This window comes from Sphingomonas horti (assembly GCF_009753715.1).
Classification (GTDB): Bacteria; Pseudomonadota; Alphaproteobacteria; order Sphingomonadales; family Sphingomonadaceae; genus Sphingomonas_B; species Sphingomonas_B horti.
Window position 1 is genome coordinate 110,795 of the sequence record NZ_WQMS01000016.1, and the last position, 17,024, is coordinate 127,818.

Genomic DNA, 17,024 nt, shown 5'->3' on the forward strand with positions numbered 1-17,024 from the left:
TCTATTTCGCCGCGTGCGCCTCGTATGAGGAGACGTGGTTCATCGCGATCACCCAGTGGCCGTCGATTTTGCGGAACAGGCGGGTGTTGATCCCTTCCTGCGGATGCTCGGGCCGTTCGAGGTGATAATGGCTGATCAACAGCGCCGCGTCGGGCGCGAGCATGTCGACCGTCATGTCATAGAAATGGAGATTGCCGCGCTTCTCGGGCGAGCCGCCATAGTCGCGGACATAATGGTCGAGCGTGCCTTGCCAGCCGGCCTGGATCTTGCCGCCCGACACGAACACCACGCCGGGATTCCAGAAGCCGGCCATGTAGCCGGCGAAATCGCCGCGATTCCAGGCCTGCTCCATCGACGCGATCACGTTCAGGATCGCCGCCTTGTCCTCGGCCTCGCCAGCATGGGCCGGCACCGCGCCGAGCAGCAGCAAGGCGAGCGCCGGCCCGAGCAGGCGGGTGAGCAGGCCGCTCCGCACCGTCAGATGCCCACCACCGGCCGGTCCATGCGGACCATGCTGCGCGCGCGGCTGTAGAGAAAATAGACGGCCAGGCCGATCGCGTTCCAGATCAGGAAGCGGATCAGCGTCGAACTGGGCAGGCTGACCAGCAGGTAGATGCAGCCCAGCACCGCGAGCGAGCCGACCAGATAGGGCGCCGGGCAGCGGAACACGCGCGGCAGGTCGGGCGCCCGCTTCCGCAGGACCATCAGGCAGACGCCGACCGCGATGAACGCGAGCAGCGTCCCGGCATTGGCGAGCGCCGCGATCTCGCCGACATCAAAAAAGGCGGCGATCAGCGACACGAACAGGCAGGTGATCCCGGTCACGAACATCGGCGTTCCGCGCTTTGACACGGTCGACAGGCGGCGCGGCAGCAAGCCGTCTCGCGCCATCACGAAGAAGATGCGGCTTTGGCCATACATCATCACCAGGATCACCGACGGCAGCGCGACGATCGCCGCGCTCGCCACTACCCAGGAGACGACCGGGTGCCCCAGCGTGCGCAGCGCCAGCGCGAGCGGCTCGGGGGAGCCGCCCAGCGTGGTGTACGAGACCGCGCCCACGGCGGCGATGGCAACTAGGATGTAGATGGTGGTCGAAAGCGCCATCGACCCGACGATGCCGATGGTCAGGTCGCGCTTGGGATTGCGCGTCTCCTCGGCCGAGGTCGCGACGGCATCGAAACCGTAGAAGGCGAAGAAGACGATCGCGGCCGCCGCCATTACGCCCCGCTTTTCGCCATCCTGGAAATGGCTGCCGAAGCCATAGGGCATGAAGGGGTCGAGGTTCGCCGGGTTGAAGGACGGCATCACGACGACCACGAACACTGCAAGCGCGGCGAGCTTGATGACCACCAGAAGGATGTTGACGGTGGCGCTCTCTCGCGTGCCGGCCATCAGCATCGCGGCGATGCCGACCGACACCAGCACCGCGGGCAGGTTGATGATCCCGCCCGCGTGCGGCCCCGCCAGCATCCATGGCGGCAGGTGCACACCGGCAGATTCGATCAGGCCGACCAGATAGCCGGACCAGCCGACCGCCACGCCGGAACAGGCGAGCGAATATTCGAGGATCAGGCTCCAGCCGACGATCCAGGCGAGCGTCTCTCCCAGCACCGAATAGGTATAGGTATAGGCGCTTCCTGAGGTCGGGATCAGGGTCGCCAGCTCGGCATAGGCGAGCGCGGCGCAGGCGCAGACGGCGCCGGCGATCGCAAAGGCCAGGATCACCGCGGGTCCGGCCCGCTCGGCGCCGACCCCGGTCAGCGTGTAGATGCCGGTGCCGACGATCGCGCCCACGCCCAGCGCCACCAGGTGCGGCCAGCTGAGCGTGGCGCGCAGGCCATGGCCGGCTTCCTCCCGAGACACCTCGATCGGCTTGATCGGGCCAAACAATCCAGATGCCACTCGGTCACCCTTCCCCTTGCCGGAGCCGACGGCAGCCGGCTCCCTTTCTTATTCGCCGAGCTGCTGATGCAGGTCCTCGATCGTCTTGCCGATGTGCGCACGCACCAGCGCGCCGACGCGATCGGCGTCGCGCGCAAGCCAGGCCTGCAGCAGCTCCTGATGCTCTTCATTGGCGCGCTCGTCACGGCCGAGCGGCTCGAGATGCATCCGTACATAGCGTTCTGAAAGCACCTGCAGCCGCTCGAGAATGTTGATCGTGATCGGCTTGCCGCAGGGCCGGAAAAGCGCGCGATGGAAAGCGCGATTGAACGCGCCAACGCCTTCGCCATGCTCGTCGGTGACGCTGTAGAGCGAGGCCAAAGTCTCCTGCGCATGGGCGTGATCCGTCTCGGTCGCGAGTCTGGCGGCCAGGGCCGTCGCCTCGGGCTCCAGGGTCAGGCGCAGATCATAGACTTCCCGGGCTTCCGATGCGCTCATTGGAGAGACGAAGAAGCCGCGATTGGCCTGCGATCGGATCAGCCCTTCTTCCTCCAGCCGCGCGAGCGCTTCGCGCAGCGGGATCTTGCTGACGCCCAGCTCGGCGGCGAGCGCGTCCTGGCGGATCGCGTGATCGCTTGAGACGACGCCAGACAGGATGCGGTTGCGGACGAGGTCGACCAGCTGGTCGGACAGGGTGCGGATGACGAGGCTCATGCCCGGCTCATACCACCGAAAATCCCGTCCAGAAGCTATCAGCGCGATCGAGCCAGATCGTGTTGAAACCGGTGGCGATGGCCGACCCCTCGATCGACGGGACGATGGCCGGCATGCCGCCCACCATCGTCGCCTCCTCGACCCGCCCGGTGAACCGGCTGCCGATATAGCTTTCGTGGACGAAACGATCGCCGACCGCCAGCCTGCCCTTCGCCGCCAAATGGGCCATCCGCGCCGAAGTGCCGGTGCCGCAAGGGCTGCGGTCGATCGCCCGTTCGCCGTAGAAGACCGCGTTGCGCCCGTCGGCATCCTGGTGCTTCGGCGCGTCGGCCCAAAGCACATGGCTGACCCCGCGGATGCGGTCGTCGAGCGGGTGGACCGGCTCATAGACCTGACGCACCAGGGCCCGGATCGTACGGCTGAGCTCCACGATCCGGGAAGCGCTCAACGCGTCGAGCCCCTGGTACGGCCCCTGCGGCTCGACGATCGCGTAATAGTTGCCGCCATAGGCAACGTCGACGGTCAGCGGCCCGAAGCCGGGGGCCTCGATCGCAATGCCCTCGGCGGCCAGATAGGCGGGGACGTTGCGGATGCGGACCCACGACACTTTCTCGCCCTCGACGCCGTAATCGATGTCGATGATGCCGGCCGGCACTTCGACGCGCAGCTTGCCCGGCTGCCGCGGCGCGATCAGCCCATGCTCCAGCCCGAACGTCACCATGCCGATCGTGCCGTGGCCGCACATCGGCAGGCAGCCGCTGGTCTCGATGAACAGGATGCCGACGTCGCTGTCGCCCTGTGTCGGCGGGTAGAGGAACCCGCCCGACATCATGTCGTGGCCCCGCGGCTCGAAGCAAAGGCCGGTGCGGATCCAGTCGAACCGCTCGATGAAATCCTGCCGCCGCTCGGCCATCGAATCCCCCCGCAGCAGCGGCGCGCCGCCCGCGACCAGCCGCACCGGGTTTCCCGCCGTATGGCCGTCGATGCAGAAGAAGGTATGTCGCATGAAATGTCAGGCGGCCTGGGCGCGGGCCTTGCTCGGCTGGGTGGCGGCGCACTGCTCCACCCAGGCGATCACGTCCTTGCGGCGCTGGCCCGTCAGCGGCATGCGCGGCATGCGCACCCGTTCCGATCCGCGGCCCATGATCTGCTCGGCAAGCTTGATCGACTGGACGAGGTCATGTTCGGAATCCAGGTGAAGCAGCGGCATGAACCAGCGATAGATCGCCAGCGCCTCGTCATACTTGCCCTCGTAGAACGCCTGGACCAGCCGCACCGATTCGGTCGGGAAGGCGCTGGTCAGGCCCGATACCCAGCCGCTCGCGCCCAGGAACAGACCTTCCAGCGCGACGTCGTCCAGGCCCGCCATCACGGTGTAGCGGTCGCCGAAGCGGTTGAAGACGTCGGTGAAGCGGCGTGGATCGGGCGCGCTTTCCTTGATGCAGACGATGTTCGGCACGTCCGACAGCGCCTCCAGCGTCGCGAAATCGACGCCGACGCGATAGGCGGGCGGATTGTTGTAGAGCATGACAGGCAGCGAGGTGGCGTTCGCGACGGCGCGGAAATGCGCCTGCAGCTCCTCGGGCGTCGGCACATAGACCATCGCCGGCAGCACCATCAGCGCGTCGACGCCGAGTTTTTCCGCGTCGCGCGCATAGTCGATCGCACGCGCGGTCGTGAATTCGGAGACGCCGGCGACGACCGGCACCCGCCCCGCGGCCGCCTCCACTGCGCCCCTCAGCACGGTTCGCTTCTCGTCCGGCTCGAGCGAGTTATTCTCGCCGCAGGTGCCGAGAATGATGAGTCCAGTGACGCCGTCGTCGATCAGCGCGGACTGAACGCGCTGCGTCGCGTCCAGATCGACCGACATATCTTCCGCGAACTGAGTGGTAGCCGCGGGATAAACGCCTTCCCACAGTTTCCGCGACGCTGTCATTCACCACCTCCCGTTGAAGCGAAAAATCGTATACGATATGAACTAGCGCATGCAAACTGATTTTGGTCTTTCCGTCGGTCCCGCGACGGCCGTGGTGATCGGCGGCGGAGTCGTTGGTCTCGCCACCGCACTCAGTCTGCAGCTCGATGGCATGGCCACCACGCTGATCGACATGCCCAGCGACTCCCCGGCAGCATCTTGGGGCAATGCCGGCCATATCGCGATCGAGCAGGTGGAGCCGCTCGCCTCGCGCGCGGCCATCCGGTCGATGCCCGGGCGGCTGTTCTGGCGCGGCGGCGCCCTGTCGCTGCCGCCGCGCGACCTCCTCGCCTGGGTGCCGTTCGCGATGCGGCTGCTGGCGGCGGCAAGCCCCGCGCGCTTCGCCGTGGGCTGCGCCGCCCTGACGGGAGCGCTCGAAGATGCGATGGGCGCCTGGAAACGCCTGCTGGAGCAGGTCAGCGCACGCGAGCTGTTGCTGGAGGATGGCCATTTTATCGTTTGGGAAACCGACCGTAGCGCGCGTGCCGGCCGCGCTCGCTGGGCTGCCGCGAACACCGGCAGGGCGACATTCCGTGACGCGACGCCCGACGAGCTGAGCGAGCTCGCAAAGCTCACCCGCGGGCCGATCGCGGGTGCAGTGCGCTTCTCCGGGTCCGGACAGATTTCGGACCTGGACGCGCTGGCGCAGGCGCTGATCGGCGGCTTCAAGAAGGCCGGCGGCGCGCGCGTCGAAGCGCGGATCGATCATATCGCGGTGGAAGGCGGGCGCGCCGTTGCGCTTCAGGCGAGCGGCACGCGGCACCAGGCGTCGGCGATCGTCGTCACGGCCGGGGCGGCCTCGCGCGCGCTGCTGGAGCCGATCGGCCATGGCGTGCCGCTGATCGCGGAGCGCGGCTATCACATCCAGTCGCAAGACACTGCCTGGCCGATGGGCACGCCGCCGGTTGTGTTCGAAGACCGGTCGATGATCGTCACGCGCTTCCGGTCCGGCCTGCGCGCGGCGAGCTTCGTGGAGTTCGGGCGCCTCGGCCGCGCCGCCGACGCGCGCAAATGGGCGCGGCTGCGCAAGCATGTCGCAGAGCTCGGCCTCTCCTTCGATCAGCCCGGGCGCGAATGGATGGGCGCGCGGCCGACCCTGCCCGACTATCTGCCGGCGATCGGCCGCAGCCGGCGCGCCGGCAACCTGTTCTACGCGTTCGGGCACCAGCATCTCGGCCTGACGCTTGCCGCCGCCACGGCCGAGGCGGTTCGGGCGCTGGTTGCGGGCAAGACGACCCCCTTCGATATCCGCCCGTTCGACATCGACCGTTTTCGAGGAGGCGCATGACCAAAGGAATAGGCGGGTCCACCGCGGCCCGGGAGCTTGCGGCCATTCGGCCCTGGACAAGGCCCGCGGCGCCGATCGGCGACGGAGAGCGCCAGGCTCGGCTCGAAAAAGCCCGCCGGCTGACGGCGGAGACCGGCGCGGGCGCCTTGCTGATCGGTGCCGGCGCGAGCCTGCGCTACTTTACCGGCATATCCTGGGACGCGAGCGAGCGGCTGGTGGCGATGCTGCTGCCGGCCGACGGCAGGCCGATCGTGATCGCGCCCGCGTTCGAACTCGGCACGCTGCAGGCGGAGCTCGTCATCGACGCGGATATCCGGCTCTGGCAGGAGGACGAAAGCCCGTCCGCGCTTGTCGCCGATGCGCTGCGCGAGCTCGGCGCATCGGTGCTGGCGATCGATCCGTCGATGGCCTTGCTGTTCGTCGAGCGCATTCGCCGCGCCTCGCCTTCTCTCGACATCATGGACGCGAGCCCGATCGTCGACGGCTGCCGGATGTACAAGTCGCCGGCCGAGCTTGCGCTACTGCAACAGGCCAAGTCGATGACGCTGGAGGTCCACCGCCGCGCCGCGCGCGTGTTGCGTCCGGGCATCCGCGCCAGCGAAGTCACCCGCTTTCTGGACGACGCGCATCGCGCGATCGGCGCGCCGGGCGGCAACAGCTTCTGCATCGTCCAGTTCGGCCGCTCGACGGCATTCCCGCACGGCCTGCCCGGCGATGCCGAATTGCATGAAGGCGACGTCGTGCTGATCGACACCGGCTGCACCATCCAGGGCTATCATTCGGACATCACCCGCACCTATGTCTTCGGCGAAGCGGACGCGGAGCAGCGCCGGATCTGGAATCTGGAAAAGGAAGCGCAGGCGGCGGCGTTCGATGCGGCGCAACCCGGCCGGCCCTGCGAGGACGTCGACGCCGCCGCGCGCCGCGTGCTCGAAAGGGCCGGACTGGGCCCGGACTACCGGCTGCCGGGCCTGCCGCACCGCACCGGCCACGGCATTGGCCTGTCGATCCACGAGCCGGCCTATCTGGTCCGCGGCGACCGCACCCCGCTGGCCGCCGGCATGTGCTTTTCGAACGAGCCGATGATCGTGCTGCCGGACCGCTTCGGCGTCCGGCTCGAAGATCATTTCTACATGACCGGCGACGGGCCGAGATGGTTCACCGAGCCGTCGCCCGCGATCGACGCGCCGTTCGGCTAATCGACGAGCGCGCGGACATCGTCGTAGAGCTTTCGAGGAACCCGCACCCCTTCGGACAGGCTCCTCTTGCGCGCCTCGAACCGGCGCTGCGAGGGCAGGCGCGCCCCTTGGCCGACGATGGCGTCGAACAGCTTCTCGGCGCGTGCGATGTGCTGCGCGGCCTCGCCGCCCAGGAATCCGGCGGGGTCGATCGCGATGACCAGCTCGCCGCCGATGGGCGAGGCCTTGGCGCCAGCGTCGAGCGCCAGCGACTCGGCGCTGGTCAAGTCGCCGATCAACGGGCCCGCGATCAGCTCGACCATCACCGACAGCGCCGATCCCTTGTGCCCGCCGAACGTCAGCATCGCGCCGTCAAGGGCAGCCGCCGCGTCGGTGGTCGGCCGGCCCTCGGCATCGATGCCCCAGCCGGCGGGAATCGGCTCGCCGGCACGGCGGTGAAGCTCGATCTCGCCGCGCGCGACGGCGCTGGTCGCGAAGTCGAACACGAACGGATGCTCGCCCGGCCGGGGCCAACCGAACGCGACCGGGTTGGTGCCGAGCAGCGGCCGGGTCCCGCCCGCCGGCGCGACCCAGGCATGGCTGGGCGTGAAGGCCAGCGCGACCAGCCCTTCCGCGGTCACCGCCTCGATTTCCGGCCAGAGCGCGGCGAAGTGGACGCAATCGTTGATCGCAAGCGCCGCGATCCCGTTCCGCCGCGCCTTCTCGACCAGCAGCGGCAGGCCGCGCTGGAAGGAGAGTTGCGCATAGCCGCCACGCGCATCGACCCGCACGACGCCGCCGGCCCGGTCGTCGACCACCGGCTCCGCGTCCCTGGCGACCTTACCGGACTTCAGCGTGTCGGCGCAGACGAGCAGCCGATAGATGCCGTGGCTGGCACAGCCGTCGCGCTCCCCGGCGACGACGGTCGCGGTCACCGCCTCCACATGCGCCGGCGCCAGGCCGAGGCGCGACAGCGCAGCCCGCGACAGCGCCGCGACTTCCTCAAGCGACAAGGCTATGTCCGATTCGTCGTAAGTCATGATCATGCCCGTGTGACAGGTTTGGAAGCTTGCCACCTGTATACAGTATAATATGATCGGCAATATCGTGGCCGAGGCTTGCGCGAGGGGCGGTGGAGGGAAGGGCTTGATGACGAAGCGGGCGCGATCGGCAATAGGCCTCTGGCTGGCGACCGGATTGGCGGCGCCGCTGATTGCTGCACCCCAGCAGCCGGCGTCCGCTTCACCAGCCCCGCAATCGGCGGATGCGCGGCTGAAGGCGCTCTACGACGCCGAATGGACCTGGCGGCAGGCCGAGCTGGGCCAAGATCCCGAGGACGAGGGCGCCGCTGTCAGCGACCATTTGCCGCGCGTGGATCCGGCGAGCCAGCAGCGGCGGCTCGCTTATTGGTCGGCGAAGCTGGCCGAGCTCGACAAGATCCCGGCGGAGCAGCTGTCGCCGGAGGAACGGATCAATGCCGAGGTCTTCCGCACCGCGCTGGAAGCGTTCGTCGCACGGATCAGGTTCCGGGAATATGAGGACCCGTTCGGCTTCTGGACCTGGATGGCGCCGGACCGCGGCTTCGGCACCGTGGCCGAGTATCGGGCCTATATCGGCAGGCTGAGAGACACGCCGCGCTATGTCGACGAGCAGATCGCCAACATGAAGGCGGGGCAGAAGCGCGGCTTCGTTCCCGCCAGGGTGGCGATCCAGGGCCGCGACAAGACGATCGCGCCGCTCGCCGCAAGCGACGTCTCCGCCAATCCGTTCTTCACGCCGTTCGCCAGCATGCCGTCGAACATCCCGGCCGGCGAGCGCGACGCGCTGATCGCGGAAGGGCGTGCCGCGGTGGCCGAAGCGGCGGCCCCGGCTTTCGCCAAGCTGCTCGCTTTCGTTCGCGACGACTACATCCCGCACGCGCGCACGACGACGGCGGCGGAGTCCCTGCCCGACGGCAAGGCCTATTACCGGGCGAAGATCAGGGAATATACGACGCTGGACCTTACGCCGGAGCAGATCCATCAGATCGGCCTGAAGGAAGTCGCGCGGATCGACGCCGACATGCAGGCGACGATGAAGCAGGCGGGCTGGACCGGCGACTTCAAGGGTTTCCTTAATTATCTGAAGACCGACCCGCAATTCTACGCGAAGACGCCGTACGAGCTGGTCGCCAAATCGGCCTATGTGGCCAACAAGGTCTATGGCCAGCTGAAATACACGATCGGCCTGCTGCCGCGCTATCGCTTCACGATCAAGCAGACGCCGCCGGCGATCGCCCCGTTCGGCACTGGCGGCAATGGCGGGCTCGAATCCTGCCTGATGAACACCTACAACCTGCCGGCACGCCCGCTCTACACGATCCCGCCGCTGACGTTGCACGAATGCGTGCCCGGCCACAGCTTCCAGGCGGCGCTGGCGCTGGAAGGTCCGAACCGGCCGGCGATCCGCAAGACGACCTATTTCTCAGGCTATGGCGAAGGCTGGGCGCTCTATATGGAGTGGCTGGGGACGAAGATGGCCATCTACGAGACGCCCTATGAGGAGTTCGGCCGGGAGACGTACGAGATGTGGCGGGCGGCGCGGCTGGTGGTCGATACCGGGCTGCATCACATGGGCTGGAGCCGGCAGCAGGCGATCGACTATCTCGCCGGACACACGGCGCTGTCCGACCATGAAGTGACGATCGAGGTCGATCGCTACATCAACGATCCGGGCCAGGCGCTGGCCTACAAGCTTGGCGAGATGCTGATCCGCCGCAAGCGAGCCGAGGCCGAAGCGAAGCTGGGCGCCGGCTTCGACCAGCGCTGGTTCCATGACGTCATCCTGGGTCTCGGCTCGGTCCCGCTGCCGACGCTGGAGCGCGTGATCGACGAATGGATCGCGGGCGGCGGCAAGAACCCGAACCCCTCGCTCGTATCAGACGCTACGTCCTGACCATTCTGTCCTGAACGGAGACCAATCTTGATCCTTCGTCCCTTGCTGACTTCCGCCCTCGCGCTTGCTGCCTTCGCGCCGGTTCCGGCCGGCGTCCAAGCCGCACCCGCGCCCGCATCCGCCCCTGCCGCGCAAAGCGCCGATGCGCGGCTGCGCGCGCTCTACGAAGCCGAATGGGCGTGGCGGCAGAAGGAGTTCGCCCGCGACACCGGCGAAGGCGCCGCGACCGTCTCGGCCGATCACCTGCCGCGCGTCGACGCCGCCAGCCAGGAAACGCGACAGAAATATTGGCGGAATATGCTGGCCGAGCTGGACAGGATCCCGCTGGACCAGCTCTCTCACGAAGAGCAGATCAACGCCGCCGTGTTCCGCACCAGCCTGGAGGCGTTCGTCGCCGACGGCAGGTTCCGCGGCTGGGAAATGCCGTTCAACTCCGACAGCCAATTCTGGTCGGGGCTGAGCGCGCGCAACCCCTATCCGTCGGCCGACGAGTATCGGCGCTATCTGGGCCGGATGCGCGACATCCCGCGCTATTTCGACGAACAGATCGTCAACATGCGCGCCGGCCTGAAGCGTGGGTTCAGCGTCCCGCGCGCATCGCTGGAAGGGCGCGACGCGACGATCGCCGCCTATATCGATGCCGACGCGGCGAAGACCCCTTTCTACGCGCCGTTCGCCAAGATGCCGTCGACGATTCCGGCCGCCGACCAGGACAGGCTGCAAGCCGAAGCGCGGCAGGTGATCGCGGAGGCGGTGGTCCCGGCCTATCGGAAGCTGCTGGCCTTCTACCGCACAGAATACCTGCCGAAGACCCGCACCACCATCGCGGCCGAGGCGATGCCCGACGGCAAGGCCTACTACCAGGCGCAGATCAAGGAATACACGACCACCGACCTGACGCCGGAGCAGATCCACGAGATCGGGCTGAAGGAAGTCGCGCGCATCACGGCCGAGATGGAAGCGGTGAAGGCGAAGACCGGCTTCAAGGGCGACATGGCCGCGTTCCTGAAGTTCCTGCGCACCGACCCGCAATTCTACGCGAAGACGCCGGACGAGCTGCTCGGCGTCTCCGCCTATGTCGCCAAGCGCGTCGACGGGCAGCTGAAATACACGATCGGCTTCCTGCCGCGCTATCGGTTCACGATCATCCCGGTGCCCGCGGAGATCGCGCCCACCTACACGTCCGGACGCGGCGGGCTCGACGCCTGTATGATGAACACCTACGACCTGCCGTCGCGGCCGCTCTACCAGATTCCGGCGCTGACGCTGCACGAGTGCAACCCGGGCCATAGCTTCCAGGCTGCGTTCGCGCTGGAAGCGCCGAGCCGTCCCGCCTTCCGCCGCGAGACCTATTTCTCCGGCTATGGCGAGGGCTGGGGCCTGTACACCGAGTGGCTGGGCACCAAGATGGGCATCTATCGCACGCCCTATGAGGATTTCGGCCGCCTCTCGTTCGAGATCTGGCGCGCCTGCCGGCTGGTCATCGATACCGGCCTCCATCACTATGGCTGGACCCGCCAGCAGGCGATCGACTATCTCGCCAGCCACTCCGCCTTGGCCCAGCACGACATCGAGACCGAGGTGGACCGCTACATCAGCTGGCCGGGCCAGGCGCTCGCCTACAAATTGGGCGAGCTGACGATTCGGAAGATGCGCGCGAAGGCGGAGAAGGAGCTTGGGCCCAAATTCGACCAGCGCGCCTTCCACGACGCCTTCCTGAACCTCGGGTCGGTGCCGCTGCCGGTGCTCGAGGCCGAGCTCGACCGGTTCATCGCCAGCGGCGGAAAGGACCCGGTGCTCGGCACCCCCTGAGCGTGGGGAAATCCGCCGGATGAGCCTCGCCGCCGCATCTGCCGCGCTGCCGCCCGACGAGCGGCGGCAGCGCCGCCTGTTCGGCGAGCCGATCGGCCTCACCTTCCTGGTGTTGACCGAAGCGTGGGAGCGCTTCTCCTACTATGGCATGACGGCGATCCTGGTTCTGTACATGAGCCAGGCGCTGCTGCTGCCCGGCCATGTCGAGCATGTCGCGGGGTTCGCCGCTTTTCGGAGCGGGCTGGAAGCCGTGTTCGGGCCGATGGGGACGCTGGCGCTCGCCTCGCAGATCTACGGCCTCTACAGCGGCCTGGTCTATTTCACGCCGGTGCTCGGCGGCTGGATCGCCGACCGGTTCATCGGCCGCAGGCGCGCGGTGATGCTGGGCGCGGTGATGATGAGCGGTGGCCATGTCGCGATGGCGTTCGGCAGATCGTTCCTGCTCGCGCTCGCACTGCTGATCGTCGGCTGCGGCTTCCTGAAAGGGAATATTTCGGCCCAGGTCGGCCAGCTCTACGGACGCGACGAGGCCGAGCGGCGGACGCGCGCGTTCGCAATCTTTTCGACCGGCATCAATATCGGCGCGATCCTGGGGCCGCTCGCCTGCGGGCTCCTCGCGCAGCGGTTCGGCTGGCATGCCGGCTTCGCAGCCGCCGGGGCGCTGATGCTGATCGGCCTCGCGACGTACATCGTCGGCTATCGCTATCTGCCCGATCCCGCGGTGGAGAAGCGGGCGCGCGACACGCACGAGAAGCTGAGCGCACAGGATTGGAGGACGATCGCGCTGCTGCTGCTCGTCATCGCGCTGACCGTCTTCCACTCGATCATCTATTACCAGAACGCCAACATGGCCCTTGTCTGGATCGATCGGACCGTAGCGCTGGATTATGCCGGCTTCCGCATCCCGGTGCCGTGGTTCGCTTCGATCGACCCGATCGCGAGCGTGCTGGGCGTGCCGCTGCTGCTCGCCTTCTGGCGTCGCCAGGCCGCCAGGGGCAGGGAGCCGGGCGAGATGACGAAAATCGTCATCGGCCTTGCGATCGCGACGGTCGCGAACCTGCTGCTCGTGCTCGGCAGCCGGTTCGGACCGCCGGTGCCGGTGATCTTCCCCGTCGCCTACGACCTGCTGCTGGGCGTGTCGTTCCTCTATTACTGGCCGACATTGCTGGCGCTGGTGTCGCGCGTCGCGCCGCCGCAGGTCAATGCGACGATGATGGGCGTCGCGTTCCTGTCTCTGTTCGTATCGTACAGCATGATCGGCTGGATTGGCGGCTTTTACGAGCGGATGACGCCGACCGGCTTCTGGGCGATGAACGTCGCGATCGGCGTGGCCGGGCTGGTCGTGCTGCTCGCGCTCAGGCGGCCGATCGAACGCCGTTTTGCCCGTCCACGAACCGGCCGAGACTCCAGGGATTGTCCGGCTTGAGCGCGGCGGGCAGCAGCCCGGCCGGCAGGTTCTGGTAGCAGACCGGGCGCAGGAAGCGCTCGATCGCCAGCGTGCCGACCGAGGTGGTGCGGCCGTCGGACGTGGCGGGATAGGGCCCGCCATGCACCATCGCGTGGCAGACCTCGACGCCGGTCGGCCAGCCATTGGCGAGGATGCGCCCGGCCTTGCGTTCCAGCAGCGGCAGCAATTCGGCCGCCGCTGGCTCGTCCTCCGCATCGATCTGCAGCGTAGCGGTCAGCTGGCCTTCGAGGCCCGCGACGACCTCCGCCACTTGAGTCAGGTCGCGGCAGCGCACGATGATCGACGATGACCCGAACACTTCATGGCCGAGCGCGGAGTCGGCGACGAAATTATCGGCATCGGTCGCGAACAGCGCCGCCCGCGCCTGGCATCCGTCCTGGCCGGTCGCGCCGCGCGCGATCAACTGCACGGCGTTGTGGCCGAGAAGCGCTTCGACTCCGGCCTCGTAATTGCCATGGATAGCCGCGGTCAGCATCTGGCCGGGCGCGGTGGCCTGGAGAGCGGCGCCGGCCGCGGTCGCGAAGCGGTCGAGATCGGGTCCGGCGAGCGCGATCAGCAGGCCGGGATTGGTACAGAACTGGCCGGCCCCCATCGTTAGCGAGCCGACGAAGCCGGTCGCGATCGTCTCGGCGCGATTACGGAGCGCGGCCGGGAACAGCAGGATCGGGTTGATGCTGCTCATCTCCGCATAGACCGGGATCGGCTCCGGCCGTGCGGCGGCAAGCTGCATCAGCGCGAGTCCGCCGGCGCGCGAGCCGGTAAAGCCGACCGCCTTGATCCGCGGATCGGCGACCAGCGCGCCGCCGAGCGCGTTGGAGGGGCCGGGCAGGTAGGAAAACACGCCTTCGTGCAGCCCGCATGCCTGCACCGCACTGCGGATCGCGCGCGCGACCAGCTCGCCGGTGCCCGGATGCGCCGGATGGCCCTTGACCACGACCGGGCAGCCCGCGGCGAGCGCCGATGCCGTGTCCCCGCCCGCGACCGAGAAGGCGAGCGGGAAATTGCTTGCCCCGAACACCGCGACAGGGCCGAGCGCGACATGGCGCCGGCGCAGGTCCGGGCGCGCCGACGGCGCACGGTCCGGAAGCGCGGAGTCGATCGTCGCATGCAGCCAGTCGCCGCCGCGCACATGTTCGGCGAACATCCGCAGCTGCCCGACGGTGCGGCCGCGCTCGCCCTCCAGGCGCGCGCGCGGCAGGCCGGTCTCCGCCATCGCACGGACCATCAGCGCGTCGCCAATGCCAAGGATCGCGTCCGCGATTTCCTCCAGGAACATGGCGCGAGTCTCCGGCTGGGTCGCGGCGAAGGTCGCAGCGGCAGCATCGGCCAGCACGCAGGCCTGCTCGACATGACCGGCATCGGCCGCGCTGAATCGCGGCGCGATCGCCTCGCCGATCGCGGGGTCGACCGCGTCGAAGTGCTCGTCGCTCTCGATGTCGCTGGAGCCGATCAGGATGGAGCCGGTGATCATGGGCGGCCTTTCGGTGACGGAACGGCCTCCCTACATCGTATACGATTCTGGTCAACCCGCGGCTGTGGCCTGGGCCGGTCCGCATCTGGTATCGGAGAACCGCCTGTGTCCCTGACGGAGCTGAACCTGTTGTGATCGCGGCCGAATCGACCCTGATGTTCACCGAAGCCGCCGAGGCCCCCGCGGCGGTCGAGCGGATGCTGGCCGGCAATGCCGAGATCTTCGCGGCGCTCGGCCGCCGCCTGCGCGAGGCGCCGCCGGAGCTGGTGCTGACCTGCGCGCGTGGCAGTTCCGACCATGCGGCGACCTTCGCCAAATATCTGATCGAGACGCGCACCGGCACGCCGGTTGCCTCCGCCGCGCCGTCCACCGCGTCGGTTTACGGGGTCGCGCCCAGGCTGAGGCGAACGCTGTGCCTCGCCGTCTCGCAATCCGGCGCCAGCCCCGACCTGCTCGCGACCGTCGACGCCGCGGTGCGTGCCGGCGCCTCGGTCGCCGCGCTGGTGAACGTCGCCGATTCGCCGCTCGGAGAACGCGCCGACTGGCTGCTGCCGCTCCATGCCGGCCCGGAACGGAGCGTCGCCGCCACCAAGAGCTTCATCGCCAGCCTGGCGGCGCTGCTGCAGATCGTGTCCGCCTGGACGCAGGATGCGAGCGATTTGGGTGAACTGCCGGCCCTGCTGGCGCAAAGCTGGGAATGCGACTGGTCGCCGCTGGTCGAGGGCCTGCGCGACGCGCGGGGCCTCTATGTCCTCGGCCGCGGCCTCGGCCTGGGTGCCGCGCAGGAAGCGGCGCTGAAGCTGAAGGAAACCAGCGGTCTCCATGCCGAGGCGTTCAGCACGGCCGAGGTCCGGCACGGGCCGATGGCGCTGGTCGGGCCCGATTTCCCGCTGCTCGTGTTCCGGCAGCCCGACGAGACCGCCGTCGGAGTTGAGACATTGGCGGCAGACGCGGCGGCGCGCGGCACACCCGTGTTTGTGGCCGGCGGCGCGGTGCCAGGTGCGATCGCGCTGCCGACGCCGGACGCCAGTGCGGCCGCCACTCCCTTGCTGCAGGTGCAGAGCTTTTACCGGGCCGCCGCGCAGCTGGCGGTCGCGCGGGGATTCGATCCGGACCGGCCGCCGCACCTCAGCAAAGTGACCGAGACGGTCTGATGCGAACCGTCTTCCACAACGGCCGCGTGCTGATCGATGGTGCGTTCCGCGAGAATGTCACGGTGGCGGTCGAGGACGGGCGGATCGCGGCCCTTGGCGGAGAGATGGAGGGACAGCGCATCGATCTCGACGGCGACATCCTTGCGCCGGGTTTCATCGACACCCAGGTGAACGGCGGCGGCGGCGTGCTGTTCAACGACGCGCCGACGGTCGAGGCGATCGCGCGGATCGGCGCCGCGCACCGCCGCTTCGGCACCACCGGCTTCCTGCCGACGCTGATCAGCGACGATCTGCCGGTGATCGGCCGCGCGATCGAGGCGGCCGAAGCGGCGATCGAGCAAGGCGTGCCGGGCGTGCTCGGCATTCACATCGAAGGGCCGTTCCTGAACGTGGAGCGCAGAGGCATCCATCTTGCGAGCAAGATCCGCTCGCTCGATGTCGAGGCTGTCGGGAAGGTGACGCGGCTGCGCAACGGCCGGACGCTGGTGACGCTGGCGCCGGAGCGCACAAGCCCCGCGATGATCCGGGCGCTGGCCGAGCGCGGGGCGATCATTTCGGCCGGTCACACCAACGCGACCTATTCCGAGGCGATGGCCGCGATCGAGGCTGGGCTCAGCGGCGCAACGCATCTGTTCAATGCGATGTCGCCGCTCGGCAATCGCGAGCCGGGCATGGTGGGGGCAGTGCTCGACAGCGACCGCGTGACGGCCGGGATCATCGTCGACGGCCGCCACGTCAACCCGGCGACGTTGCGAATCGCGATCCGGGCGCGGTCGCCCGACGCCTTCATGCTGGTCACGGACGCGATGCCGACGGTCGGCGACGGCGACGATTTCATTCTGCAAGGCAAGCATATCCGCGTCGAGAACGGCGTGTGCGTCGACGACACGGGCACGCTTGCGGGTTCCGATCTCGACATGGCGCTGGCAGTGCGGAACGCGGTTTCGATGTTGGGTCTCGCACCGGAACAGGCACTGACGATGGCTTCTGCGGTGCCCGCTCGTTTCCTCGGACTGGGGTCAAGCCATGGCCGGATCGCGCCCGGAGCCATGGCCAGTCTTGTCCGGCTCGATAGCGAGCTGAACCTGCGCGGCACCTGGATCGACGGCGTTGCGGTCTGACGCCGCGCTCTTGTAGGCAGGGCGC

General features: G+C 68.2%; 14 protein-coding genes. 7 read left to right on the forward strand and 7 right to left on the reverse strand.

Features of this window, described 5'->3' with window-relative positions; all coding sequences use genetic code 11:
• Position 1 precedes the first annotated feature (1 nt).
• From GON01_RS13335 to GON01_RS13355, 5 genes are read right to left on the reverse strand one after another with little or no spacing between them, the layout of a single operon-like run.
• Positions 2-475, reverse strand: coding sequence for a YybH family protein (locus tag GON01_RS13335; RefSeq protein WP_408640928.1), 474 nt, complete (start codon positions 473-475; stop codon positions 2-4).
• A gap of 2 nt (positions 476-477) precedes the next feature.
• Positions 478-1,905: an amino acid permease gene (locus GON01_RS13340; protein WP_181599974.1), complete on the reverse strand. Its 1,428-nt coding sequence runs from the start codon at positions 1,903-1,905 to the stop codon at positions 478-480.
• Positions 1,906-1,953: 48 nt separating this feature from the next.
• Positions 1,954-2,598 (reverse strand): GntR family transcriptional regulator, encoded by a 645-nt coding sequence (locus tag GON01_RS13345; protein ID WP_157027870.1) that lies wholly within the window; start codon positions 2,596-2,598, stop codon positions 1,954-1,956.
• 7 nt (positions 2,599-2,605) lie between these two features.
• On the reverse strand, positions 2,606-3,604 hold the full coding sequence (locus GON01_RS13350) for a 4-hydroxyproline epimerase (RefSeq protein ID WP_157027871.1): 999 nt from the start codon (positions 3,602-3,604) through the stop codon (positions 2,606-2,608).
• A 6-nt stretch (positions 3,605-3,610) separates the two neighbouring features.
• Positions 3,611-4,534, reverse strand: coding sequence for a dihydrodipicolinate synthase family protein (locus tag GON01_RS13355; protein ID WP_157027872.1), 924 nt, complete (start codon positions 4,532-4,534; stop codon positions 3,611-3,613).
• 49 nt (positions 4,535-4,583) lie between these two features.
• On the opposite strand from GON01_RS13355, the gene GON01_RS13360 reads away from it, so the two are divergent.
• Both GON01_RS13360 and GON01_RS13365 read left to right on the forward strand, forming a co-directional pair.
• Positions 4,584-5,861: an NAD(P)/FAD-dependent oxidoreductase gene (locus GON01_RS13360; protein ID WP_157027873.1), complete on the forward strand. Its 1,278-nt coding sequence runs from the start codon at positions 4,584-4,586 to the stop codon at positions 5,859-5,861.
• Positions 5,858-7,060 (forward strand): M24 family metallopeptidase, encoded by a 1,203-nt coding sequence (locus GON01_RS13365; RefSeq protein ID WP_157027874.1) that lies wholly within the window; start codon positions 5,858-5,860, stop codon positions 7,058-7,060. The genes GON01_RS13360 and GON01_RS13365 overlap by 4 nt, the downstream gene beginning before the upstream one ends.
• Here GON01_RS13365 and GON01_RS13370 read toward each other — a convergent pair.
• Positions 7,057-8,079, reverse strand: coding sequence for an Ldh family oxidoreductase (locus tag GON01_RS13370; RefSeq protein WP_157028245.1), 1,023 nt, complete (start codon positions 8,077-8,079; stop codon positions 7,057-7,059). The genes GON01_RS13365 and GON01_RS13370 overlap by 4 nt on opposite strands.
• A gap of 109 nt (positions 8,080-8,188) precedes the next feature.
• Here GON01_RS13370 and GON01_RS13375 point away from each other — a divergent pair, with 109 nt between their 5' ends.
• The 3 genes from GON01_RS13375 to GON01_RS13385 are packed head-to-tail and all read left to right on the forward strand — an operon-like array spanning position 8,189 to position 13,211.
• Complete coding sequence (locus tag GON01_RS13375; RefSeq protein WP_157027875.1) at positions 8,189-9,973, forward strand: DUF885 domain-containing protein; 1,785 nt, start codon at positions 8,189-8,191, stop codon at positions 9,971-9,973.
• A 30-nt stretch (positions 9,974-10,003) separates the two neighbouring features.
• Complete coding sequence (locus tag GON01_RS13380; RefSeq protein WP_408640931.1) at positions 10,004-11,785, forward strand: DUF885 domain-containing protein; 1,782 nt, start codon at positions 10,004-10,006, stop codon at positions 11,783-11,785.
• Positions 11,786-11,804: 19 nt separating this feature from the next.
• On the forward strand, positions 11,805-13,211 hold the full coding sequence (locus GON01_RS13385; RefSeq protein WP_157027877.1) for a peptide MFS transporter: 1,407 nt from the start codon (positions 11,805-11,807) through the stop codon (positions 13,209-13,211).
• Here the strand turns inward: GON01_RS13385 and GON01_RS13390 are convergent.
• Positions 13,141-14,724, reverse strand: a complete 1,584-nt coding sequence (locus tag GON01_RS13390) for an aldehyde dehydrogenase (NADP(+)) (RefSeq protein WP_157027878.1) — start codon at positions 14,722-14,724, stop codon at positions 13,141-13,143. The genes GON01_RS13385 and GON01_RS13390 overlap by 71 nt on opposite strands.
• Before the next feature lie 131 nt (positions 14,725-14,855).
• Here GON01_RS13390 and GON01_RS13395 point away from each other — a divergent pair, with 131 nt between their 5' ends.
• The gene (locus GON01_RS13395) at positions 14,856-15,878 is read left to right on the forward strand and encodes an SIS domain-containing protein (RefSeq protein WP_309503267.1); all 1,023 of its coding nucleotides are present in this window, start codon (positions 14,856-14,858) and stop codon (positions 15,876-15,878) included.
• Positions 15,878-16,999 carry an N-acetylglucosamine-6-phosphate deacetylase gene (nagA, locus tag GON01_RS13400; protein ID WP_157027879.1) on the forward strand — a complete coding sequence of 374 codons (1,122 nt, stop codon included), beginning with the start codon at positions 15,878-15,880 and terminating at the stop codon, positions 16,997-16,999. The genes GON01_RS13395 and nagA overlap by 1 nt, the downstream gene beginning before the upstream one ends.
• Positions 17,000-17,024: the final 25 nt, after the last annotated feature.